This is a genomic window from Burkholderia sp. MSMB1072, from assembly GCF_001524725.1.
Lineage (GTDB): Bacteria > Pseudomonadota > Gammaproteobacteria > Burkholderiales > Burkholderiaceae > Burkholderia.
The window spans coordinates 197,312-218,057 of sequence record NZ_LOYC01000030.1 but is presented as its reverse complement, the minus strand read 5'-3'; the positions used below and the strand labels follow the sequence as shown (position 1 = coordinate 218,057).

The following is a 20,746-nucleotide window of genomic DNA, read 5'->3' as shown; positions in this document are numbered from 1 at the left end:
TCGTCGTGCCGGCGCGGCCGGTCTACTACCGGCCGGCACCCGTCGTGATCTACTGAGCGTCGCGGGGGCCGTGCCGCTGCGCCGAACCGTTTGCGTCGGTCGCGGCCGGCCCGGCATCGTGCGGCGCATGCGCGGCGCTGTCGGCCGCCGCGGCGGCCGGCTCGTCGCCGCCTTCGTCGCGCAGCGTGTCGAGCGGATCGGCGGGGGCCGCGTTCGCATCCTGGGGTTCGGTCACGTCGGTCACGTTGCCCGCAGTGGCCGCTGCGGCGGCCGCTGCCGGCGCGGCGGCAGCGACCGGCGGCGCGAGATAGCGCTGCGCGAGCGTTTCGTAGAGCGGTGGCGCGAAAAAGCGCGAGACCCGGCTCGATACCAGTGCGGTCGCCATCAGCGAAATCACCAGCGCATGACCGTTGATCATTTCCATCACGATCACGAACGACGTGATCGGCGACTGCGTGACGGCGGCGAGATAGCCGACCATCGCGAGCGCGATCAGCATCGGCAGGCTCATGTTGCTGAACACGGCGTGCAGCAGGTTGCCGAAGCCGGCGCCGATCGACAGCGACGGCGCGAAGATCCCGCCCGGGATGCCCGGCAGGTACGACGCGACCATCGAGATCATCTTCAGGAACGGATAGAACACCGACAGTTGCTGGCTGCCGTCGAGCAGGCCGCGCGCCTCGGCATAGCCGCTGCCGAACGTCGTGCCGCCGGATACGAGGCCCACGACGGCGATCGCGAAGCCGCACAGCGCGGCGAACGCGATCGGCCGCTCGCGATACAGGCCCAGCAGTTGCGCGGGCAGCCAGCGCCCCGTGTTGAGCAGCAGCCAGCAGAACAGGCCGCCCGCGATGCCCGTCACGATCGCGGTGACCAGCACCGCGACCGCCAGCAGTTTCGGGAAATGGAGGCCGGCGTCGATCGTGCCGAAATACGTGTAGTTGCCGTTCAGGCCGAGCGCGACGACGCCGGCGAGGATGATCGCGGTGATCAGTACGCCGCTGGCGCGCGCGGAGAAGCTGCGGGTCAGCTCCTCGATCGCGAACACGATCCCGGCGAGCGGCGTATTGAAGGCGGCCGACAGCCCGGCCGCCGCGCCGGCCAGCACCAACTGGCGTTCGATCTGTGCGTTCGAGCGCGGGTAGAAGCGCCGCAGGTTGAACATCAGCGCCGCACCCACCTGTACCGTCGGCCCTTCGCGACCGATCGTGAAGCCGCCCAGGATGCCGAGGAACGAGATCAGCACCTTGCCGAACAGGATGCGCAGCGTCAGCAGCCGAGCGCCGAATGCGCTCGGGCGCGCATGCAGCGTCGCGATCACCTGCGGGATGCCGCTGCCCTCGGCGCCGCGAAAAAAGCGCCGCGTGATCCATGCCGACATCGCGGCGATTGCCGGTGTCAGCAACAGCGGCAGCCAGACGGCGTGATCGCGCATCGCGCGGAAGGTCTCGTAACCCCAGTCGATCAACCGGGCGTACAGTACGGCGGCGAGGCCGACGACGATCGCGCCCAGCCAGAAAACACCATATTGGCGCCAGATTCGCAGCGAGCGGCGGGTGAGGGCGGGAAACAGCGCGGGGAGGGCGGGGCGCGGCATTGGGGCGGGCCGGAGGGGCAAAGAGTCGATTATAAAAAGAACCGGATGCCGGCGGGGACGACAAAAGCCCGAATGGGGCGACAAAAATTCACAAAACAGATGCAATTTGTTGCAAATGTAATGCCCGCGTAATGTCTGCACATAGCAACCGTCGTTAGCATGCCGAGATGGCCAGTCGAGGATTCCCCCGCAAATCGTGAAACGCATCCTTATCGTGAAAGTGACGTCGCTCGGTGACGTCGTCCAGACGCTGCCTGTCGTTGCCGACGTGCATCGCGCCTTCCCCGGCGTGACGGTCGACTGGGCCGTGGACGAATCGTGCGCGGAGGTCGTACGCTGGCATCCGGGCGTGAGCGTCGTCCTGTGCGCGCCGCTGCGCCGCTTCAAGAAAATGCGCAACGCCGGCGACCTGAAGGCGATCTCGGCATCGATCGGTGCGTTGCGTGCGCATCGGTACGACGCCGTCATCGATCTGCACGGCGTCTACAAGAGCGCGATCATTTCGTCGCTGGCGCGCGCCGCGCGCCGCGTTGGCTATCAGACGCAGGATCTCGGCGAAACGGGCGCGCGCTTCGCGTATTCGCACCGTTTCGGTCCGCGACCGGACTGCGATGCATGGCACGGGATGCGCGTGAGTGCCGGCGAAGCGCTCGGCTACGTGCCCGAAGGGCCTGCCGCGTACGGCATCGTCGCGCCGCGGGACGCGAGCCTGCCAGCCGCCGTGACCGACGGCGGGCCGTTCATGCTGCTGTTCCATGCCACGTCCAACCCCGACAAGAAGTGGCCGGCCGAGCATTGGGCCGCCCTTGCCACGCAGATGATGGCGCGCGGCGTGCGCGTGCTGCTGCCGTGGGGATCGGCGGCCGAGCACGACGATGCGCGGGATATCGCCGCCCGTGCGCCGGGCGCGATCGTGTTACCGGCGATGACGGTGCGCGAGCTCGGCGCGGCGCTTGGCCGGGCTGCGCTCGTGGTGGGCGTCGATACGGGGTTCGTGCACATGGCGCACGCACTGCAGCGGCCGACCGTGATGATTTTCGTCGCGACGTCGCGCCACCATTGCGGCATCGGCGGTGCGCCGACGGCGCTGTCGATCGGCGAGCCGGGGGCGATGCCGACCGTCGGCGAGGCGCTGGACGCGATCGACACGGTCTGCCCGGCCTACGGCGCGTTGCGCGCGCGGCTGTCCGCCTGACGCGGCGCGGCGGCCGCGATCAGGCCAGCAACATCTCGACCGTGACGACGGCGGCAATGGCCGCCAGATTCGCCAGCAGCGCCTCGAACACGAGGCCGCGCCAGGTCTTCGGCCGGAACCGCAGCGCGAGCAGTAGCGCGCCACCCAGCGCGAGTGCGAGGATCAGGACGAGATCGGCGTTGGCGAGGCGGATATTCATGGCGGCGGCTCCTGTCGGGGGCGGGATCCGAGGGCGCGTAACGACGCGCCCAGGATCGAGTATAGAGAGCGCTCGCCGTCGCACAACCCGGGCCGCCCCGGAGGGTCAGACGAGCGACGCGTCCCGCGTTTCGCGCATCAGCAGTACGCCGATCAGGCTGATCGCCGCGGCCACCGACACATAGCCGCCGACCCACGACAGCCCGCCATGCGCAGCCAGCAGTTGCGCGATATACGGTGCGATCGACGCACCGAGAATTCCGCCGAGGTTGTACGCCACGCCCGCGCCCGTATACCGGACGTTGGTCGGGAACAATTCCGGCAGCAGCGCGCCCATCGGGGCGAACGTCACGCCCATCAGGAACAGCTCGATCGTCAGGAACAGCGCGACGAGCGGCATCGAGCCGCTGCCGAGCAGCGGTTCCATCGCGAATCCCGACAGTAGCGCCGCGATCGCGCCGACGACCAGCACCGGCTTGCGACCGAAGCGGTCCGACGCCCATGCGGACAGCGGCGTCGCGAGGCCCATGAAGACGACCGCGAAGCACAGCAGGCCGAGGAAGCTCTGGCGCGGAATATGCAGCGTCGACACGCCGTACGACAGCGAGAACACCGTCGAGATGTAGAACAGCGTGTAGCAGACGACCATCGCGAGCGCGCCGAGCAGCGTCGGCTGCCAGTGCTGCGTGACGAGCGTCGCGACCGGCACGCGCACGCGCTCGTTGCGGTCGAGTGCGGCCTGGAACGCGGGCGTTTCGGTGATCTTGAGTCGCACGTACAGGCCGAGCGCGACGAGCACCGCGCTGACGAGGAACGGGATGCGCCAGCCCCAGCTGCGGAACTGCTCGTCGGACAACGACAGCGCGAGCGCGAAGAACAGCCCGTTCGACATCAGGAAGCCGACCGACGGCCCCAGTTGCGGGAACATCCCGAACCAGCCGCGCTTGTCCTGCGGCGCGTGCTCGGTCGCGAGCAGCGCCGCGCCGCCCCATTCGCCGCCGAGGCCGATCCCCTGGCCGAAGCGCAGCACGCACAGCAGTACCGGCGCGAGCGCACCGATCGCGTCGTAGCCGGGCACGAAGCCGATCGCGGTGGTGGACACGCCCATCACGAGCAGCGATGCGACGAGCGTCGATTTGCGGCCGATGCGGTCGCCGAAGTGCCCGAACAGGAACGAGCCGATCGGGCGCGCGATGAACGCGATGCCGAACGTGACGAACGCGGACAGCGCCTGCGCCGTCGCCGAGCCGTGCGGGAAGAACACGGGGCCGATGACGAGCGCGGCGGCTGTCGCGTACACGTAGAAATCGTAGAACTCGATCGCGGTGCCGATGAAGCTCGCGAACACGATGCGCCGGTGGCTGACGGCGCCGGCCGAACCGGTTGCGTGTGCAACGGCCGGGGGGGATGCGGACATGGATGTCTCCGTTTTGTCGTTGGGGCGGTCGGCCGAGCATGCACTCGGGCAGGCGCTTGCCTGCCGGGAGCAGCCGGGCAGATGATGATGCGGATGACGCGGTGGCGGCGTGGACGCGCGCCGTGGCGCGGACGTCACCCGCCGGTCGACGATGGAGACGGGTACGTCGCCGCCCGGTGCCGGCGTGGTCGGCTCGCTTGCCGGGTGGGGCGCGCGAACGCACGCGCGGCGTGATGGCCGCGCGAGTGCGGAAAATTATAGCCACCGCCGCCGCTCACCCGCAATCGGGTCGCGGCGGCGCGTCAATCGATCGATTGCGCCTGCGCGGACGCGGTGCTTTGCAGCTGGAAGTGACCGTCGTCGTTGAAGAGCCAGCCTTCCATCAGTTCGAGCCGGCCGTTGCCGTCGAGCAGCCGCGACGGCGGCGCCGGCAGCGGGGCCGAGCGGCGCAGCGACGCGAGCGCGAGCGCTTCCGCTTCGCTGTCGCCGTTGCTGCGATAGACGGATGCATTGATGACGCGGCCGCTGCCGTCGACGGTGAAGGCCACGACGACGAGCGAACGCAGCATGGCCTGCGGTGTGCCGTGCAGCATCCCGGACGGATTGCGTTCGGCGACACGATGGGCGACCTCGACGCGATACTGGTCGAGGCTGCCGCTGCGTGTGACGGACGGAATCGTCAGGACCGAGCGTAGCGACGAAGGTGGCGTGATCGTGCACGCGGCAAGCAGGGCGACGGCGGCCAGCGCGGCAACACGCAGCCGGGCGACGCGCGGACGGAGAAGGGGGCGCATGAGGTGACGGCCAGGAGGGACGATAAAAAAATGATAGGCGCACCGACGCGACGCGATATGGGGAGAAACGCATAGCGCGCGGGACCGGTCGCTGCGATCGCTGATGATGGCGGCCGGGCGCCGCGTCGAGCAACGTGCGTGTGCATGGTGCGCCCCGATGCGACGCGACATGTGACAGCGCCACATCGGGGCACGCGCGTGTTGCGAAGTTGAAAGCCACGGCATGCCGCGATCCGTCCGGGCGGGCGGCGCGCTCGGCCGATGCGGCAATTTCGGCTGGCCGTCCGCTCGATCGCAAGCGATGCGGGCCGGCCGCGTCAGAAGCCGTGCGTCACGAGCGACAGTACCGACAGGTCGGGATGTGTGCCGTCGATGATGCTCTTGCCGATGTGCACGGCTTCGTGGGCGGCCTCGTCGAGGCTCGCGAAGCTTTCCTCGCCGTCCGCGTGGAACGGCACCGCATGGCCGGGCAGCGCGGGATTCGCACCCGGATGACATACGTAGCCGGTGTAGGTATAGCGCGTGTCGCTGCCGGGCACCGCGGCCGGCACGACATGGATCTCGAAGCCTTCGTAATCGACGTGGTTCGTCGCGGTCGACAGGTCGGTCATGGCGATCTCCGTGTGCCGTACGCAAGGGTGGCGCGTGCGGCATCGAATACGCGGCGGCGTTCGTGTCGCCGTGTTGAACGAATTCTAGGCGATGGCGGGGTGGGTCGGGAGGCGTGCGGCGGTGGTGCGGCGACTTCCGGCCGGGTGCGCATACCATGCCGATTCGGCGCCGACGATCGGGCGCCGATTCCATTGGCGAGCGACGGAAGCGGGGATTGTCGTATTGATCGCGTGCGGCGCCGCCGCCCCGGCGTGCCAGCCAGGTGCCGCGCAGGGCACGGCGCAAACGCGCGTTCCGACTCGATCGACAGGCGTGTCGCACCGCGACATCGCTACTTGCAGCGCGCGTCCTTGCGTTGCACGACGACGATCACCGGATACTTCTGGCCGTGATCGAGTTCCACGCGCGCGACGACGGTCAGCGTCGCAGGATCGGAATCGTCGTATACGCTGACCTGTTCGTTGCGAAGGTAGGTCACGCCGGTGCAGTTCGACGTGCGCCCGTCGTCGCCCACCTTGCACTGAAGCTCGTTGTCCTTCAGGTAGTTGTACGGCGACGGACTGGCGAGGTATTCGCTCAGGCCGCGCGGCGAACCGCCGACGCCGGTTACGTACGCGATCGCGCACGACGCCTGTGCGTCGCTGCCGGCGGCGGTGTCGGCCGCTGCATGCGTGCTGACGGTGGCCAGCACGGCGACGAGCGACGAGACGAGGAAGGGCTTCATGACGTGGATTTCCCGTTTCGCGAATCGGAGCGCGGGATTGTAACGGCATCCGGCGGGGCGCGTCGGAACGTGCGGAGCGCACGTGTGCGGCCAAACAAAAACCCCGTCATTCCGGGAATGGACGGGGTTGGGCGAACTTCCTGGCGGAAGCGGTGAGATTCGAACTCACGGACAGTTTCCCGTCGCTGGTTTTCAAGACCAGTGCCTTAAACCGCTCGGCCACGCTTCCACACGAGGCGGCATTGTAACCGAAATGCCGCCGGGTTCATCCGGTCAGTCGTCGCGCAGGAACAATTCCTGCAGGTCGTTGAGGAAACGCTGGCCGAGCGGCGTCGGCGCGATCCGGGTGAAATCGCGTGTGATCAGTCCACGCCGCTCCGCTTCCTTCAGCGCCGGCTCGATCGTGCTCATCGGCAGGCCCGTGCGTTCTACGAAGCTGTGCACGGGGAAGCCCTCGACGAGCCGCAACGTGTTCAGCATGAATTCGAACGGCAGGTCGCGCGCGCCGACTTCACGCTCTTCCTGCACGGCCGTGCCGGCCTTCGCCTGCTCGATGAAGGTCGCCGGATGCTTGTAGCGCGCCTGCCGCAGGATCCGGTTCGGGAACGACAGCTTCGTGTGGGCACCCGCGCCGATCCCGAGATAGTCGCCGAAGCGCCAGTAATTCAGGTTGTGCTTGCACTGATGATTCGGCTTCGCGTATGCGGACACTTCGTAGCGCTCGTAGCCGGCTTCGGCCGTGCGCGCATGAATCCATTCCTGCATGTCGGCCGACGCGTCGTCGTCGGGGACGACCGGCGGGAACTTCGCGAACAGCGTATTCGGCTCTAGCGTCAGGTGATACAGCGACAGGTGCGGCGGTGCGAACGACAGCGCGGTCTCGATGTCGGTGCGGCATTCGTCGAGCGTCTGGTTCGGCAGCGCGAACATCAGGTCGAGGTTGAAGTTGTCGAAATTCTTCGCGGCGATCTCGACGGCCGCGCGTGCCTGCGCGGTGTCGTGAATCCGGCCGAGCGCCTTCAGGTGCGCCTCGTTGAAGCTCTGGATGCCGACCGACAGGCGATTCACGCCGCTCGCGCGGAACTGCGCGAACTTCGCGGCTTCGAACGTGCCCGGATTCGCCTCGAGCGTGATCTCGGCATCGGCGTCGAGCGGCAGCAGCGCACGCACGTCGGACAGCATCCGATCGAGGCCGGCCGCCGACAGCAGGCTCGGCGTGCCGCCGCCGATGAACACGGTATGCACCTGCCGACCCCACACGAGCGGCAGCGCCTGCTCGAGGTCGGCACGCAGCGCGTCGAGATATTCCGCTTCCGGAAACCGCTCGCCTTTCCATTCGTGCGAGTTGAAATCGCAGTACGGGCACTTGCGCACGCACCACGGGAAATGCACGTACAGCGCGAGCGGCGGCAGCGACGTGAGGCGCACCTGGCCGGGCGACGTGAAGGTCGCGACGACGCGTGCACCGGTTTCCGCGGCCTGGCTCATGCCACCTCCTGCGGCGAAGCGATATCGGAGATGGTCATGCTTCCTCCGCGAGCCGTGCGAGCAGTGCCTTCAGCGCCAGCGCGCGATGGCTGTGCGTGTTCTTCACGGCCGGCTCGAGTTCGGCGGCCGTCGCGCCGAGCGACGGCAGGTAGAAATACGGGTCGTAGCCGAATCCGTGTTCGCCGCGCGGCGTATCGACGATCTCGCCGGCCCAGCGCCCTTCGGCGAACAGCGGTTCCGGATCGTCCGCATGGCGCACGAGCGCGAGCACGCAGCAGTAGTAGGCGCGCCGGTCGTCGACGCCGCGCAACTGCTCGACGAGATACGCATTGTTCGCCGCGTCGCCCTTGGCGCGGCCCGCACGCTGCGCATAGCGCGCCGAATAGACGCCCGGCGCGCCGCGCAGCACGCGCACGCACAGGCCGGAATCGTCGGCGATCGCCGGCAGCCCGGTGAGCCGCGACGCGTGGCGCGCCTTGGTCAGCGCGTTCTCGATGAACGTGCCGAACGGCTCTTCCGCCTCCGGCACCGCGAGGTCGCCCTGCGGGACGATCTCGATGCCGACCGTCGAGAACAGCGCGGTGAATTCGCGCAGCTTGCCCGGATTGTTCGATGCGAGCACGATGCGCGACAGCGGCGCGAGGGTGAGGTCGTCAGGCATGGCTCGTGCCCAGGACATTTTTTTGCAACCGCACGAGCTCGGCGATCCCGCCTTGGGCGAGGTCCAGCAGCGCATTCATCTCGGCGCGCGAGAACGGCACGCCTTCGGCCGTGCCCTGCACTTCGACGAAGCCGCCCGCGCCCGTCATCACGACGTTCATGTCGGTGTCGCAGCGCGAATCTTCCGCGTAGTCGAGATCGAGCACGGGCGCGCCTTCGTACACGCCGACCGAAATCGCGGCGACATGGTCGGTGATCGGCGAGCGCGCGAGCTTGCCGGCCGCGATCAGCGTCGACACGGCGTCGTGCGCGGCGACGAACGCGCCGGTGATGCTGGCCGTGCGCGTGCCGCCGTCGGCCTGGATCACGTCGCAGTCGATGTGGATCGTGCGCGGGCCGAGCGCCTCGAGATCGAATACCGCGCGCAGCGCGCGGCCGATCAGGCGCTGAATTTCCTGCGTACGGCCCGTTTGCTTGCCGCGGGCGGCTTCGCGGTCGCTGCGCGTGTGGGTCGCGCGCGGCAGCATCCCGTATTCGGCGGTCAGCCAGCCTTGCCCGCGCTCGCGCAGGAACTCGGGCACGCGTTCGGCGACGCTTGCGGTGCAGAGCACCTTGGTGTCGCCGAATTCGACCAGCACGGAGCCTTCGGCGTGTTTCGTGTAGTGGCGCGTGAGGGCGACCTTGCGCAGTTCGTCGGCGCGGCGGCCGCTCGGGCGGGAAACGGAAGACGTCATGGGGAAATCGCGGAAGGGGAGGAAACCCCGATTTTAGCGCCGAACGGCGGGCGTGCCCGGCGGGACGGTCCGCAAAAATGGGATAATGCGCGCTTCCCGCCCCGCGCCTTTCGATGCGCCGGGCGCCTCGATGTATTCCCCGCCCGCGAGGGCACCAGACGGCGAGACGAACCATGATCTACAGCATGACGGGCTACGCGAGCGCGACGCGCGAACTCGCGACGGCCACCGGCAACGGCGGCACCAGCGTGTCGGTCGAACTGCGCACCGTGAACTCGCGCTTCCTCGATCTCAATTTCCGGATGCCGGACGACGTGCGCGCGTGCGAACCCGCGCTGCGCGAAATGCTGATGAACAAGCTGTCGCGCGGCAAAGTCGATGTGCGCATCAACCTGCAGCGCGGCGAGCAGGGGATCGGCGCGGGTGCGCTGAATCAGTCGGCGCTCGGCCAGCTTGCCGAGCTCGAACGCGCGGTGCTCGATTCGTTCCCGGGCGTCGGCCGCCTGCGCGCGGGCGAAATCCTGCGCTGGCCCGGCGTGCTCGCCGAGAGCGGGGTGTCGGCCGACGCGATCCGCGACGCGGTGCTCGCATGCGGCAAGGAAGCGATCGCCGAGCTCGTCGTCGTGCGTTCGCGCGAAGGCGCGCAACTGGCGACGATGCTGCTGTCGAACGTCACCGAGATGGAAGCGATCGTCGCGCGCATCACGCCGCTCGTGCCGGAGCTGATCGCGAAGCATCAACAGAAGATCGTCGAGCGGCTGCAGGAAGCGCTCGGCCTCGCGGCGCCCGAAGGCGGCTCGACGGTCGTCACGCGCGAGGAAGCCGCGGAGCGCATCCGTCAGGAAGTGACGATGTACGGGATCCGGATCGACATCGCGGAAGAGTTGTCGCGGCTCACCGCGCACCTGAACGAAACGCGTCACGTGATCGAGAAGGGCGGCCGCGTCGGCAAGCGTCTCGACTTCATGATGCAGGAACTGAATCGCGAAGCGAACACGCTCGGCTCGAAGGCGGCGGCGAAGGAACTCGCCGACGCGTCGATGGCGCTGAAGCTGCTGATCGAGCAGATGCGCGAGCAAGTGCAAAACCTGGAGTAAAAGCAACATGACCGAATCCCATCGCGACGGCCACGCGTCGCATTCGCTGCATGGCGGCGTCTATCCCGGTAACCTGTTCATGGTCGTCGCACCGTCGGGCGCCGGCAAGTCGACGCTCGTGAATGCGCTGCTGTCGAAGGACAGCGACATCTGCCTGTCGATCTCGTACACGACGCGCAAGCCGCGCCTGGGCGAGCAGGACGGCCAGCACTACCACTTCACGACCGTCGAGGATTTCCGCGCGCGTCACGCGGCGCACGAATTCCTCGAGAGCGCGGAAGTGCACGGCAACTACTACGGCACGTCGCGCGTCTGGATCGAAGAGCAGATGAAGAACGGCCACGACGTGCTGCTCGAAATCGACTGGCAAGGTGCGTTGCAGGTGAAGAAGCAGTTCCGCAACGCGGTCGGCATCTTCATCCTGCCGCCGTCGCTCGATGCCCTCGAGGAGCGCCTGAAGAAGCGCGGCCAGGACGAACCGAACGTGATCACGCGACGCCTGCTGGCCGCCGGCAGCGAGATCGCGCACGCGTCGGAAGCGGAATACGTGGTGATCAACGAGAATTTCGAGCGTGCGCTCGCCGAACTCGAATGCATCGTCGCGGCGACGCGCCTGCGTTTTGCTTCGCAGTACGCGCGACACACGGAGCTGTTCATCGAGCTCGGCATCCATCTGCCCCACGCGGAATGACGCGGGGCACGAGGGACATAAGGTAGAATAAGGACTATATTCAGAAGGAATTACCAACATGGCTCGCATTACCGTCGAAGACTGCCTGAAGCAAATCCCGAATCGCTTCGAACTGGCGCTCGCCGCCACTTATCGCGCGCGGCAGCTCGCGCAAGGCCATACGCCGAAAATCGAAAGCCGCGACAAGCCGACCGTCGTCGCGCTGCGCGAAATCGCCGCCGGCCAGGTCGGCGTCGAGATGCTGAAGAAGGTGCCGGTGTAACGCGCATCCGGCCCGTTCCAGCCATGTAGTCCACGCGCGCAACGACTCGACCTGGAGGCGAATATGAGCACCACCCCATCGTCCGCCTCCGCGGATCCGACCACCGAAGCCCCGGCCCAGTCGCCTGCGCGCCAGTACATCGACGCGGTCCTCGAACAGTCCTTCCGGCATCTGTTCGGGCCGACCGCCACGCCCGAGCAGCCGCGCAAGCACGGCGTCGTTTCGATCGCGAAACTGACGGCCGTGCTTGCCGAATATCTCGCTCCGGACGAAATCAAAGAGGTCAAGGCGGCGTTCCACTTCAGCGACGAAGCCCACCTCGGTCAATATCGCCAGAGCGGCGAGCCCTACATCACCCATCCCGTCGCCGTCGCGGAAATCTGCGCCGGCTGGAAGCTCGACGCGCAGGCCGTGATGGCCGCGTTGCTGCACGACGTGATGGAAGACCAGGGCGTGACCAAGAACGAGCTGGCCGAGCGGTTCGGCCCGAAGGTCGCCGAGCTGGTCGACGGCCTGTCGAAGCTCGACAAGATGGAATTCCGCAGCCGCGAGGAAGCGCAGGCGGAAAACTTCCGCAAGATGCTGCTCGCGATGGCGCGCGACGTGCGCGTCATTCTCGTCAAGCTCGCCGATCGCCTGCACAACATGCGCACGCTCGGTGCGGTGCCGATGGAAAAGCGCCGTCGCGTTGCACGCGAAACGCTCGACATCTACGCGCCGATCGCGCACCGGCTCGGGTTGAACAACACGTATCGCGAGCTGCAGGACATGAGCTTCGCGAACTTCAACCCGCATCGCTACGCGACGCTCGAGAAGGCCGTGAAGGCCGCGCGCGGCAACCGCCGCGAAGTGATCAGCAAGATCCTCGAGGCCGCGCAGCGCGCGATGGCCGACGCGAAGATCGACGCCGAGATCACCGGCCGCGAGAAGACCATCTACAGCGTCTACCGCAAGATGCGCGACAAGCAACTGTCGTTCTCGCAGGTGCTCGACGTGTACGGCTTCCGGGTCGTCGTCGACAGCCCGCTCGACTGCTACACGTGCATCGGCGCGCTGCACGCGCTGTACAAGCCCGTGCCCGGCAAGTTCAAGGATTACATCGCGATCCCGAAGATCAACGGCTATCAGTCGCTGCACACGACGCTCGTCGGCCCGTTCGGTGCGCCGATCGAGTTCCAGGTGCGCACGCGCAAGATGCACGAGATCGCCGAGGCGGGGGTCGCCGCGCACTGGCTGTACAAGAACGGCAGCGCGGATCTCAGCGACGTGCAGAAGCGCGCGCATCAGTGGCTGAAGTCGCTGCTCGACATCCAGAGCGAAGCTGGCGATTCGAGCGAATTCCTCGAGCACGTGAAGATCGACCTGTTCCCCGACGCGGTCTACGTGTTCACGCCGAAGTCGAAGATCATGGCGCTGCCGCGCGGCGCGACGGCGCTCGATTTCGCGTATTCGATCCACAGCGATCTCGGCAACCAGTGCGTGGCCGTGAAGATCAACAACGAGCTGCTCCCGCTGCGCACCGAATTGAAGAGCGGCGACATCGTCGAGGTGATCACCGCGCCGTATTCGAAGCCGAACCCCGCGTGGCTCGGCTTCGTGCGTACCGGCAAGGCGCGCTCGGCGATTCGCCACTACCTGAAGACGATGCGCCTGAACGAGTCCGTGCAACTGGGCGAGCGGCTCGTCGACCAGAGCCTGAAGGTCTATGGTCTCTCGCTGGCCGATATCGAGCCGGAAGTGTGGGAGAAGCTCGTGCAGTGGACGGGTAACAAGAGCCGCCAGGAGATCTTCGCGGACATCGGCCTCGGCCGTCGCGTCGCCGCGGTGATGGCCAAGCGCATCGAGGTGCTGATGAGCGGCCGCGACGCGGACGACGATCTCCCGAAGTCCGAGCGGCATCCTGCGCATCACGCGCCGCCGGTCGTGATCACCGGCACCGAAGGGATGTCCGTGCAGTTGTCCGCCTGCTGCCGGCCGATTCCGGGCGACGCGATCATGGGTTACATCGGCATCGGTCTGGGTATGGCGATTCATACGACGGATTGCCGTGTCGCGCAGCGCATCCATCGCCGCGATCCGGGGCGCTGGATCGACGTCGAGTGGGCGCCGCAGCCGGGCCGCTTGTTCGATGTCGCGGTGAAGGCGCTCGTGAAGAACACGAAGGGCATCTTTGCGCGCGTCGCGGCGGACATCACGTCGGCCGACGCGAACATCGTCCATATCGCGATGGACGAGGATCTGACGCACGAATCGACGGTGCTGCGCTTCGTGATCCAGGTCAGCGACCGCGTGCATCTCGCGAACGTGATGCGGCGCGTGAGAACCAATCCGGACGTGATGCGGATCATGCGCGAGCGTTCGACCGACGACGGTGCGCACGCGCGCCATGACGGCGGCATGCGTATCGAGCGCGAGCGGCAGGATTACTGACGCCGACGCGCCGGGGCGGGCGAACTCGACGGACGGCGGCCTATGGCCGCCGTTTTCATTGGGGCTGCCGAACGTGCGGCCGACGTTGCCGGCGCTTTGCCGAGGGCGCCCGGGCCGATGGCGCGAGCGAGGGAAGGCGAGCGCAAAAAGAAAAAGGGCTTTCCCGGAGGAAAGCCCTTTTAAGGTGGCGCGGCTGGCAGGATTCGAACCCACGACCCCTTGGTTCGTAGCCAAGTACTCTATCCAACTGAGCTACAGCCGCACGCAAAACGGTACTGCTTCAACTGTCGGGGCCTTCTGCGATGGGAAGGCCCCCAAAAAAGTGGCGCGGCTGGCAGGATTCGAACCCACGACCCCTTGGTTCGTAGCCAAGTACTCTATCCAACTGAGCTACAGCCGCACGCAAAAACAAACTTCTACTGCTTCGAACTGAAAGGGCCTTCGGTTGGGAAGGCCCTCGAAAAAGTGGCGCGGCTGGCAGGATTCGAACCCACGACCCCTTGGTTCGTAGCCAAGTACTCTATCCAACTGAGCTACAGCCGCACGCAGAAGCGGAAGTATAGCAGAGTCGTATAAAAAGGGAAGCCTTATTCGCGAATAAGGCAGCATGGCCTCGGTCGGCCGCCCTTCGTGTACCCTTGGGGGATCGGTCATTCACGTTGAATCTGCATCATGAACAAGGCGTTTGTCAAAGAGTCGGACGGTGACGACGACGATCTCGACCAGGCTCAACCCGCGATTCCGGCGGGCGCGAAGAACTACATCACGCCGGCCGGCCACAAGCGGCTGCGCGACGAGCTGCTGAACCTCATCGACGTCGAGCGTCCCGAGGTCGTGCGGCTCGTATCGTGGGCCGCGTCGAACGGCGACCGGTCGGAAAACGGCGACTACATCTACGGCAAGCGGCGGCTTCGCGAGATCGACCGCCGGATCCGCTTCCTGACGAAGCGGCTCGACCTCGCGGAAGTCGTCGACGCGAGCCGGCAGGAGAACGTCGATCAGGTGTTCTTCGGCGCGACGGTCGATTACGAGACGCCGGACGGCGAGGATCACACGGTGACGATCGTCGGGATCGACGAGGTCGATCTCGACCGCGGCTGCGTCAGCTGGATTTCGCCGGTCGCACGCGCGCTGATCAAGGCGAGGATCGGCGATACCGTCACGCTGATGACGCCGGCCGGCCCGCAGCCGATCGATATCCTCGATGTGCGTTACCCGGCCGCGGACAGCCGGACGTGAACCGCATGGTCGGCGCTGCGCCGGGCCGTCCGGCCGTCCGCGAGACCTGCTTCCCTTCCCGAAAAAAAAAGCGCCTCGCGAGGCGCTTTTTGTGCCGAAGCCGCTCCGGTCAGAAACGGTGACGCAGGCCGGCGGTCACCGCGATCTGCTTGTTGGTCGACGAAGCGCCGCCGAGACCATTGACATAGGCGCCGAGGCCCAGGCCGTCCGTGCTGACTCGCTGATACACGCCTTGTACATACACGTCGGTTCGCTTGGACAGCGCATAGTCGGTCTGCAGGTTGAATTGATTCCAGCCCGGATGGCGGCCGTCCAGGAAGCCTGCGGTGTACGTGTACGACCCGGCCAGCGACAAGGCCGGCGTGAGCGCGTAGCGTGCGTTGACTTCGTAGTTGTTGAAGCGGGCGAACGTGCCGTCGAGAGCCAGGCCGTTCGACACGCCCGACGCACCCGCAGAGATGCCGAGCGCCCGGTTCACGCGCGATTGCGTGAATACGAAGCCGGCCGTGGCCGGGCCGAACGTGTAGTTCAGGCCGCCGCCGAACACGCGCTGACGCTTGCCGACGAACGTGTTGTCGCCTGCCACCGCGCCGGCGCTGTTGGTCACCGCAGCCGACGTGAGCCCGGAGATGTCATTGTTCAACTGCAGGTAGCCGGCGCCGATATTGAAGCCGGCGTAGGAATACGACACGCCCGCGCTGTATGCGCGATTGTTCGAGAACTGGGTGCTGTTCGAGAAGCCGTACAACGCGCCGAACTTCAGGCCGCCGAAATTGACGCTCGTATATTTGACCGAATTATTGATCCGGAACGAATTGTTCAGGTTGTCGTTGTCGAACGGGTGGGCAAACTGGGTGCCGCCGAATTGCGTGCCGGTCAGCGACAGCGGCCCGATGTAGTCGACGACGCTATCGTATTGGCGACCGAGGGTGACGGAGCCGAACTGGTCTTGCGACAGGCCGACGAACGCCTGGCGGCCGAATTCGCGGCCGTTCTGGCCGAGCGTGCCGTTGGCGATGTTGAAGCCGTTTTCCAGTACGAAGATTGCTTTCAGGCCGCCGCCGAGATCTTCCGTGCCGCGCAGGCCCCAGCGGCTGCCATTGATCTGGCCGCTGCGTTCCGACCATGAGCTGTGCCCGCCCTGATTGTTCGTGTAGGTGATGCCTGCATCGATCAGGCCGTACAGCGTCACGCTGCTTTGAGCATGGGCTGCGGTAACGAACACGCCCGACAACGCGGTGACGATCAGGGTTTTTTTCATGGATATGTCTCCAAACACGATGATGTCGATCGAACCTGCGGCAGACTGGCCGTGTTTTGCTTGACGCTGTAGCCGGTCCGGCAGAACGGCGGTGCGCTTATCAGAAAGCCGTCTGCAGTGTACGGAGTGTGCGGAGCAGGGGTGTCTTACGCTTTAAGAAATAATGTATTTTGGAATCCGCAAAAATCAGAAAAACCGCGCAAACGGTTGCCCAGTAAGGGTTTGCGGCAGTGCAGCGAAGGGAAGTGACGATCAGGACTGCCGAGCGGGCGTTGCGAGATTGCGACAGACGATCAGCAGCGGGCGGGAGTCGCGATAGCGCGATTATTGACACATCGGCAATAGAGGTTTGTGTGGGGCATGGATAATGAAAGGTAGTTCTCTCGCTATACTGCAATCTCTGCTTTCCGAAGCAGACTTTTTCGTTGACGGAAAAGATCTCCAAACCTTTGTCGGCGCGACTTCCCAGTCGCGCTTTTTTTTTGTCCCGCTGCCCGGTGCGCTACGGCGTGTACGAGCGGCGCTTGCGTTTGCCCGCAGGCGCGGCGTCTTCTGCTTCGATCGGCGGCGGCGTGTAGGTCCAGTCTTCCATCACGTAGTGACGGGCATCCAGAGGCGATGCGAGCAGGTTCTGCCAGTGATCGCCGTGCCACGTCGTATCGAATTCGGTATCGCACGGCGCTTCGCGCGCGGACTCGGCCAAGGCGCGGGACTTGCGACGTACGCGCCCGAGTCGGCTCGCGAAGCGCATGATTCCGTCCAACCACATGACCCTCTCCTTCCTTTCGGCGTTGATTCAGGATCGCAACGTCCCCGGATTTCTGCAACCCGGAAAAAACCCGAGGATTTTACCGAATCGATTTGTCCCCGGTAGGAATTTCACGCCTCGCATTAATGATGATCCGGTCCCGGTAATATTGACAGGTTTTTGATGCGCATCAATTAATCAAAGGCGACGGTGTACCGATTCCAGTGGTATTAGCGCCTTTTCGAGAAAGCGATCGCTAAAAATTTTCTTGACGCACCCGGATTGTCCAATTTATAAAGTCAGCACTCCGTCCTCGGGCGGCATGCTGGTACGGGTGCTGGCGCGATGTTTCGGGATTTCGGGAAACGGCTATAAAAATAGCTTTTTTGATCTTATCGAGTGGGGAACGAAGACATGGATACCGGTATCGTGAAATGGTTTAACGATGCTAAAGGTTTTGGCTTTATTACGTCGGACAATGGCGGTGAAGATTTGTTTGCGCACTTTTCCGAAATCCGGATGGAAGGCTTCAAGACGCTGAAGGAAAACCAGCGTGTTTCGTTCGACGTCAAAGTCGGGCCGAAAGGCAAGCAGGCAGCGAATATCCAGGCGGTCTGACGCGCCTCGCATTGCCGATCACGTCCGGCCCCCGCATCGCGGGGGCTTTTTGTTTTCCGGGGACGGAACGAACCGGCCCGGGCTGGCCGCGAGTACGCATGCCGGTGCATACTCATGAAAGCATCGTTTCCTTGTCTTTTCATGTCCGATTCCCGTCCGTCCGATCCCGCCAGTGAGCAGCCGCTCGTCTTCGTCGACCTTGAAACCACCGGCGGCTCGTCCGCCGACCACCGGATCACCGAAATCGGCGTGGTCGAAATCGGGCCGCTCGGCGTGTCGACATGGACGAGCCTCGTCAATCCGGGGCAGGCGATTCCGCCGTTCATCCAGCAACTGACGGGCATCTCGGACGCGATGGTGCGCGATGCGCCGACGTTCGCGTCGCTCGCGCCGGCGCTGTTCGAGCGGCTCGATGGCAAGTTGTTCGTCGCGCACAACGCGAGCTTCGATCGCGGCTTCCTGCGCGCCGAATTCGAGCGTACCGGCCTGGCGTTCAATCCCGATGTGCTCTGTACGGTGCGGCTGTCGCGCGCGCTGTTTCCGCGCGAATCGCGGCACGGGCTCGATGCGTTGATCGAGCGGCATGGGCTCGTTCCGGCCGCGCGCCACCGGGCACTGGCCGATGCCGACCTGCTCTGGCAGTTCTGGCGCCAACTGCACGACATCGTGCCGCTCGAGCGGCTGCGCGACCAGATCGCGCGGACGACACGCCACTTCCGTTTGGGCGGCGACCTGACCGAGGCCTGGCTGGATACCGCGCCGGCAGGGTGTGGCGCGTATGCGCTCTTCGGCGAGCGTGACGAAGCGCTGTATGTCGGCCGCAGCGTGCGCGTACGGCAGCGGCTGCGCGCGCTGTTGACCGGCGAGCGCCGCTCGTCGAAGGAAATGCGGCTGGCGCAGCAGGTGCGCCGCGTCGAATGGCGCGAGACCGGCAACGAGCTGGGGGCGATGCTTGCCGAAGCGCAATGGATCGCCCGCTTGCGCCCGTCGTACAACCGGCGCCCGGCGGCCGACGCCGCTCGCGGGGGCGGTGCGCCCTGGCCGTTCGAGGGGGCTGTCGCGTTCGAGGCGAGCGGCGAGCGTCGCCTGTTTCATGTGATCGACGGCTGGTGCTATCTCGGTTCGGCGGAATCGCTCGATGCAGCCGCGCGGCTGGTGGCCGACGCGGCGGGTGGCGGGTTCGAACCCTTCACTCATCGCCTGCTGCAGACGCATCTCGCGCGCGGCCTGCAAGTGATTCCGCTCATGGCACTGACGCCGGCGCACTGAGCGCCACGGCGCGATCCGCGCCGGCCGCGTCAGCCGATCGCGCTGGCTCCGCCGGCGGCGCACACATGCGACAGCGCGGTATCGAGCGCCTGCGTTTGCGTGGAATCGTAGCGCGTGAGCGTCTTCCAGTTTGCGATGCTGCGCGCGAGCCGCGCCTGGCAGTCGGGCGCATCGCGCAGCGGGGCGACCTGCGCGAGACCGGCGAGCATTTTCTGCGTCAGCCGATCGAGTGCCGGGCGCGTGCTGGTCGCGAGATCCGGCGGCGTGCCTTCCGGCGGCCGCGTCGTGCGCCAGGTCGCGAACAGTGCGTTCTGCACGTCCTTACTGGCGGTGATCTGATCCTCGAAGAACATGCGGGCGAATGCGGGATCGACGCCGGCCTGGACGGCGCGTTTTTCGACTGCGGTGAGCAATGCCGCTTCGCGCGGCCCGTCCTCGATGGCCTTGTGATTCGCCCATTTCCATCGCGCGACCGGTTCGGCGAGCGCGAGGCGCTGCGACGCGAGCGCCACGACGTTGGTGAGGGCGGTGTCGTCGCCGTCTGCACGGGCGATATGAGGAGACGAAAAGAGGGCGACGCCGAGCACGGCGACAGCGAGGCTGGCACGAATGGCTTGCTTCATCGGAACGATCGGGAGAGCCGGGCGGGCCGGACGTGGAAAACCAGAAGGATAGACGAAGACAGTCGCGCGGCGCAGCGTCGCGACAGGAGAATCAGCCGGCGACCTGATCCGGCACCGTCAGGCTGTTGCGGCCCGGGTGCGAGGCGAATTGCGCGCGAAGCGCACGAATGAACCGCACGATAACGATGATCGACACGTGGCGGTTACAGAACCGAACTGACGTTCACTTCGGCGCGTACAGCTTGTGCTGCTCGTCGAAGAATGCCCGAACGTGCTCGGGCAATTCGGCGAGAAATTCCACGCCGACGGGTTCCGGATCCGGGCTCATCACTTGCTCGGGCGGGGGCATGCGAGTTGGTCTTTCGTCCATGATCGTTTCTCCAGCAGGTGCAATGATTATCAACCTCGCGCTCGGATTTATGCCAGCGGCGAATCGTTAGATTTTGTCTCTGTTGTATTAACGGCACATGCGCTCAGACGCGCAGTGCGATGCCCGGTATTGCACGCTGCACAATCGGCAACAATCGGACTGCTTGTTATACTTGCGCGCACTTTTTTCTGGACCGCGATGAGACGAACGACGCGATGGATCGGCCTCGTATGGCTGGCGCTGGTACTGAACGTACTGTCGCCCGTCGTCGGCTACGCGCGTCTCGCGTCGAGCGGCTCCGGCGGCGCGCTCACGCTCGAGTTGTGCAGTGCAGCGGGCGCCCGTCAGGTCGTGCTCGCGCAAGCGGGCGACGAGCGCGACACGTCGTCGTTCGACCATGCCGGCGTCCCGCATTGCGTGTACTGCCCCGGCTTCGCGGCGAACGTCGCGCTGGGTACGAGCCTGCCCGCGATGCCGGGCTTCGTGCGCACGTTCGCGTATCGGATAGCCGCGCCGATCGTTGCCGATGTGCGCCGCAAGGGCATCCGTCTCGCGCAGCCGCGCGCCCCGCCTGAAAACGTTCCGGTCTGATTGATGTCGTCCGCGCGCCCCGGTGGCGCGCGAGCCGCCCGCGGCCCTGGTCCGCGCGTCGCGCCGTTTGTGCGCGGCTCGCGCGCTCGTGTCCGGCGGCGTCCGATCACGTTTTCAGGAACTCACTC

The 20,746-nt window shown here is 65.9% G+C and carries 22 protein-coding genes and 4 tRNA genes; 9 read left to right on the top strand and 17 right to left on the bottom strand.

Annotation, left to right across the window (positions count from 1 at the left end; all coding sequences use genetic code 11):
• Positions 1-49 precede the first annotated feature (49 nt).
• Positions 50-1,597, bottom strand: a complete 1,548-nt coding sequence (locus WS89_RS14365) for a chloride channel protein (RefSeq protein WP_059791584.1) — start codon at positions 1,595-1,597, stop codon at positions 50-52.
• A 196-nt stretch (positions 1,598-1,793) separates the two neighbouring features.
• Here WS89_RS14365 and waaC point away from each other — a divergent pair, with 196 nt between their 5' ends.
• On the top strand, positions 1,794-2,792 hold the full coding sequence (gene waaC / locus WS89_RS14360) for a lipopolysaccharide heptosyltransferase I (RefSeq protein WP_059791582.1): 999 nt from the start codon (positions 1,794-1,796) through the stop codon (positions 2,790-2,792).
• Between the two features lie 19 nt (positions 2,793-2,811).
• On the opposite strand, the gene WS89_RS14355 is transcribed toward waaC, so the two are convergent.
• The 9 genes from WS89_RS14355 to rph form a co-directional block, all read right to left on the bottom strand.
• A complete protein-coding gene (locus tag WS89_RS14355) occupies positions 2,812-2,991 on the bottom strand; it encodes a hypothetical protein (RefSeq protein WP_059499925.1) in 180 nt (59 codons plus the stop codon).
• A 105-nt stretch (positions 2,992-3,096) separates the two neighbouring features.
• Positions 3,097-4,407, bottom strand: a complete 1,311-nt coding sequence (locus tag WS89_RS14350) for an MFS transporter (RefSeq protein ID WP_059791580.1) — start codon at positions 4,405-4,407, stop codon at positions 3,097-3,099.
• 302 nt (positions 4,408-4,709) lie between these two features.
• Positions 4,710-5,201 carry an energy transducer TonB family protein gene (locus WS89_RS14345; RefSeq protein WP_059499927.1) on the bottom strand — a complete coding sequence of 164 codons (492 nt, stop codon included), beginning with the start codon at positions 5,199-5,201 and terminating at the stop codon, positions 4,710-4,712.
• A gap of 317 nt (positions 5,202-5,518) precedes the next feature.
• Positions 5,519-5,812, bottom strand: coding sequence for a hypothetical protein (locus WS89_RS14340; protein ID WP_059499928.1), 294 nt, complete (start codon positions 5,810-5,812; stop codon positions 5,519-5,521).
• A 332-nt stretch (positions 5,813-6,144) separates the two neighbouring features.
• On the bottom strand, positions 6,145-6,537 hold the full coding sequence (locus tag WS89_RS14335) for a hypothetical protein (protein WP_034206673.1): 393 nt from the start codon (positions 6,535-6,537) through the stop codon (positions 6,145-6,147).
• Between the two features lie 141 nt (positions 6,538-6,678).
• Positions 6,679-6,766 (bottom strand) — tRNA-Ser (locus tag WS89_RS14330).
• 44 nt (positions 6,767-6,810) lie between these two features.
• Positions 6,811-8,025 carry a radical SAM family heme chaperone HemW gene (gene hemW, locus WS89_RS14325; RefSeq protein ID WP_059791578.1) on the bottom strand — a complete coding sequence of 405 codons (1,215 nt, stop codon included), beginning with the start codon at positions 8,023-8,025 and terminating at the stop codon, positions 6,811-6,813.
• Between the two features lie 34 nt (positions 8,026-8,059).
• Positions 8,060-8,686, bottom strand: a complete 627-nt coding sequence (gene rdgB, locus WS89_RS14320) for an RdgB/HAM1 family non-canonical purine NTP pyrophosphatase (protein ID WP_059499952.1) — start codon at positions 8,684-8,686, stop codon at positions 8,060-8,062.
• Entirely contained in the window at positions 8,679-9,419 is a 741-nt protein-coding gene (rph, locus tag WS89_RS14315; RefSeq protein WP_059791577.1) for a ribonuclease PH, read from the bottom strand. Before rph ends, rdgB begins: the two co-directional genes overlap by 8 nt.
• Positions 9,420-9,592: 173 nt before the next feature.
• On the opposite strand from rph, the gene WS89_RS14310 reads away from it, so the two are divergent.
• The 4 genes from WS89_RS14310 (at position 9,593) to WS89_RS14295 (ending at position 13,899) form a co-directional block, all read left to right on the top strand.
• Positions 9,593-10,516, top strand: coding sequence for a YicC/YloC family endoribonuclease (locus WS89_RS14310; RefSeq protein ID WP_059791575.1), 924 nt, complete (start codon positions 9,593-9,595; stop codon positions 10,514-10,516).
• A gap of 7 nt (positions 10,517-10,523) precedes the next feature.
• The gene (gene gmk, locus WS89_RS14305; RefSeq protein ID WP_059791573.1) at positions 10,524-11,207 is read left to right on the top strand and encodes a guanylate kinase; all 684 of its coding nucleotides are present in this window, start codon (positions 10,524-10,526) and stop codon (positions 11,205-11,207) included.
• Positions 11,208-11,265: 58 nt separating this feature from the next.
• Positions 11,266-11,469, top strand: coding sequence for a DNA-directed RNA polymerase subunit omega (gene rpoZ, locus WS89_RS14300; protein ID WP_006025620.1), 204 nt, complete (start codon positions 11,266-11,268; stop codon positions 11,467-11,469).
• A gap of 63 nt (positions 11,470-11,532) precedes the next feature.
• Entirely contained in the window at positions 11,533-13,899 is a 2,367-nt protein-coding gene (locus tag WS89_RS14295; RefSeq protein ID WP_059499956.1) for a RelA/SpoT family protein, read from the top strand.
• A 185-nt stretch (positions 13,900-14,084) separates the two neighbouring features.
• Here the strand turns inward: WS89_RS14295 and WS89_RS14290 are convergent.
• The 3 genes from WS89_RS14290 to WS89_RS14280 form a co-directional block, all read right to left on the bottom strand.
• Positions 14,085-14,161, bottom strand: a tRNA-Arg gene (locus WS89_RS14290).
• A 61-nt stretch (positions 14,162-14,222) separates the two neighbouring features.
• Positions 14,223-14,299, bottom strand: a tRNA-Arg gene (locus tag WS89_RS14285).
• Between the two features lie 66 nt (positions 14,300-14,365).
• Positions 14,366-14,442, bottom strand: a tRNA-Arg gene (locus WS89_RS14280).
• A gap of 129 nt (positions 14,443-14,571) precedes the next feature.
• On the opposite strand from WS89_RS14280, the gene greB reads away from it, so the two are divergent.
• Positions 14,572-15,138 (top strand): transcription elongation factor GreB, encoded by a 567-nt coding sequence (gene greB / locus WS89_RS14275; RefSeq protein ID WP_059499957.1) that lies wholly within the window; start codon positions 14,572-14,574, stop codon positions 15,136-15,138.
• A gap of 109 nt (positions 15,139-15,247) precedes the next feature.
• Here greB and WS89_RS14270 read toward each other — a convergent pair whose 3' ends face one another.
• Positions 15,248-16,399, bottom strand: coding sequence for a porin (locus WS89_RS14270; protein WP_059499958.1), 1,152 nt, complete (start codon positions 16,397-16,399; stop codon positions 15,248-15,250).
• A 502-nt stretch (positions 16,400-16,901) separates the two neighbouring features.
• Positions 16,902-17,168, bottom strand: a complete 267-nt coding sequence (locus WS89_RS14265; protein WP_034206682.1) for a hypothetical protein — start codon at positions 17,166-17,168, stop codon at positions 16,902-16,904.
• Positions 17,169-17,561: 393 nt separating this feature from the next.
• Here WS89_RS14265 and WS89_RS14260 point away from each other — a divergent pair, with 393 nt between their 5' ends.
• On the top strand, positions 17,562-17,765 hold the full coding sequence (locus WS89_RS14260) for a cold-shock protein (RefSeq protein ID WP_059499959.1): 204 nt from the start codon (positions 17,562-17,564) through the stop codon (positions 17,763-17,765).
• 141 nt (positions 17,766-17,906) lie between these two features.
• Positions 17,907-19,034, top strand: coding sequence for an exonuclease domain-containing protein (locus WS89_RS14255; RefSeq protein ID WP_059499960.1), 1,128 nt, complete (start codon positions 17,907-17,909; stop codon positions 19,032-19,034).
• Positions 19,035-19,063: 29 nt separating this feature from the next.
• On the opposite strand, the gene WS89_RS14250 is transcribed toward WS89_RS14255, so the two are convergent.
• Positions 19,064-19,657, bottom strand: coding sequence for a chorismate mutase (locus tag WS89_RS14250; protein ID WP_059791571.1), 594 nt, complete (start codon positions 19,655-19,657; stop codon positions 19,064-19,066).
• A gap of 223 nt (positions 19,658-19,880) precedes the next feature.
• Positions 19,881-20,027, bottom strand: a complete 147-nt coding sequence (locus WS89_RS34210; RefSeq protein ID WP_006476612.1) for a hypothetical protein — start codon at positions 20,025-20,027, stop codon at positions 19,881-19,883.
• 198 nt (positions 20,028-20,225) lie between these two features.
• Between WS89_RS34210 and WS89_RS14245 the strand changes: the two genes are divergently transcribed.
• Positions 20,226-20,618, top strand: coding sequence for a DUF2946 domain-containing protein (locus WS89_RS14245; RefSeq protein WP_059791569.1), 393 nt, complete (start codon positions 20,226-20,228; stop codon positions 20,616-20,618).
• Positions 20,619-20,746: the final 128 nt, after the last annotated feature.

What these genes read in the sequence shown, in the direction of transcription:
- WS89_RS14365 (WP_059791584.1), bottom strand. Translation starts at nt 1,597, where the DNA reads ATGCCGCGCCCCGCCCTCCCCGCGCTGTTTCCCGCCCTCACCCGCCGC.
- WS89_RS14355 (WP_059499925.1), bottom strand. Translation starts at nt 2,991, where the DNA reads ATGAATATCCGCCTCGCCAACGCCGATCTCGTCCTGATCCTCGCACTC.
- WS89_RS14350 (WP_059791580.1), bottom strand. Translation starts at nt 4,407, where the DNA reads ATGTCCGCATCCCCCCCGGCCGTTGCACACGCAACCGGTTCGGCCGGC.
- WS89_RS14345 (WP_059499927.1), bottom strand. Translation starts at nt 5,201, where the DNA reads ATGCGCCCCCTTCTCCGTCCGCGCGTCGCCCGGCTGCGTGTTGCCGCG.
- WS89_RS14340 (WP_059499928.1), bottom strand. Translation starts at nt 5,812, where the DNA reads ATGACCGACCTGTCGACCGCGACGAACCACGTCGATTACGAAGGCTTC.
- WS89_RS14335 (WP_034206673.1), bottom strand. Translation starts at nt 6,537, where the DNA reads ATGAAGCCCTTCCTCGTCTCGTCGCTCGTCGCCGTGCTGGCCACCGTC.
- hemW (WP_059791578.1), bottom strand. Translation starts at nt 8,025, where the DNA reads ATGAGCCAGGCCGCGGAAACCGGTGCACGCGTCGTCGCGACCTTCACG.
- rdgB (WP_059499952.1), bottom strand. Translation starts at nt 8,686, where the DNA reads ATGCCTGACGACCTCACCCTCGCGCCGCTGTCGCGCATCGTGCTCGCA.
- rph (WP_059791577.1), bottom strand. Translation starts at nt 9,419, where the DNA reads ATGACGTCTTCCGTTTCCCGCCCGAGCGGCCGCCGCGCCGACGAACTG.
- WS89_RS14310 (WP_059791575.1), top strand. Translation starts at nt 9,593, where the DNA reads ATGATCTACAGCATGACGGGCTACGCGAGCGCGACGCGCGAACTCGCG.
- gmk (WP_059791573.1), top strand. Translation starts at nt 10,524, where the DNA reads ATGACCGAATCCCATCGCGACGGCCACGCGTCGCATTCGCTGCATGGC.
- rpoZ (WP_006025620.1), top strand. Translation starts at nt 11,266, where the DNA reads ATGGCTCGCATTACCGTCGAAGACTGCCTGAAGCAAATCCCGAATCGC.
- WS89_RS14295 (WP_059499956.1), top strand. Translation starts at nt 11,533, where the DNA reads ATGAGCACCACCCCATCGTCCGCCTCCGCGGATCCGACCACCGAAGCC.
- greB (WP_059499957.1), top strand. Translation starts at nt 14,572, where the DNA reads ATGAACAAGGCGTTTGTCAAAGAGTCGGACGGTGACGACGACGATCTC.
- WS89_RS14270 (WP_059499958.1), bottom strand. Translation starts at nt 16,399, where the DNA reads ATGAAAAAAACCCTGATCGTCACCGCGTTGTCGGGCGTGTTCGTTACC.
- WS89_RS14265 (WP_034206682.1), bottom strand. Translation starts at nt 17,168, where the DNA reads ATGTGGTTGGACGGAATCATGCGCTTCGCGAGCCGACTCGGGCGCGTA.
- WS89_RS14260 (WP_059499959.1), top strand. Translation starts at nt 17,562, where the DNA reads ATGGATACCGGTATCGTGAAATGGTTTAACGATGCTAAAGGTTTTGGC.
- WS89_RS14255 (WP_059499960.1), top strand. Translation starts at nt 17,907, where the DNA reads ATGTCCGATTCCCGTCCGTCCGATCCCGCCAGTGAGCAGCCGCTCGTC.
- WS89_RS14250 (WP_059791571.1), bottom strand. Translation starts at nt 19,657, where the DNA reads ATGAAGCAAGCCATTCGTGCCAGCCTCGCTGTCGCCGTGCTCGGCGTC.
- WS89_RS34210 (WP_006476612.1), bottom strand. Translation starts at nt 20,027, where the DNA reads ATGGACGAAAGACCAACTCGCATGCCCCCGCCCGAGCAAGTGATGAGC.
- WS89_RS14245 (WP_059791569.1), top strand. Translation starts at nt 20,226, where the DNA reads ATGAGACGAACGACGCGATGGATCGGCCTCGTATGGCTGGCGCTGGTA.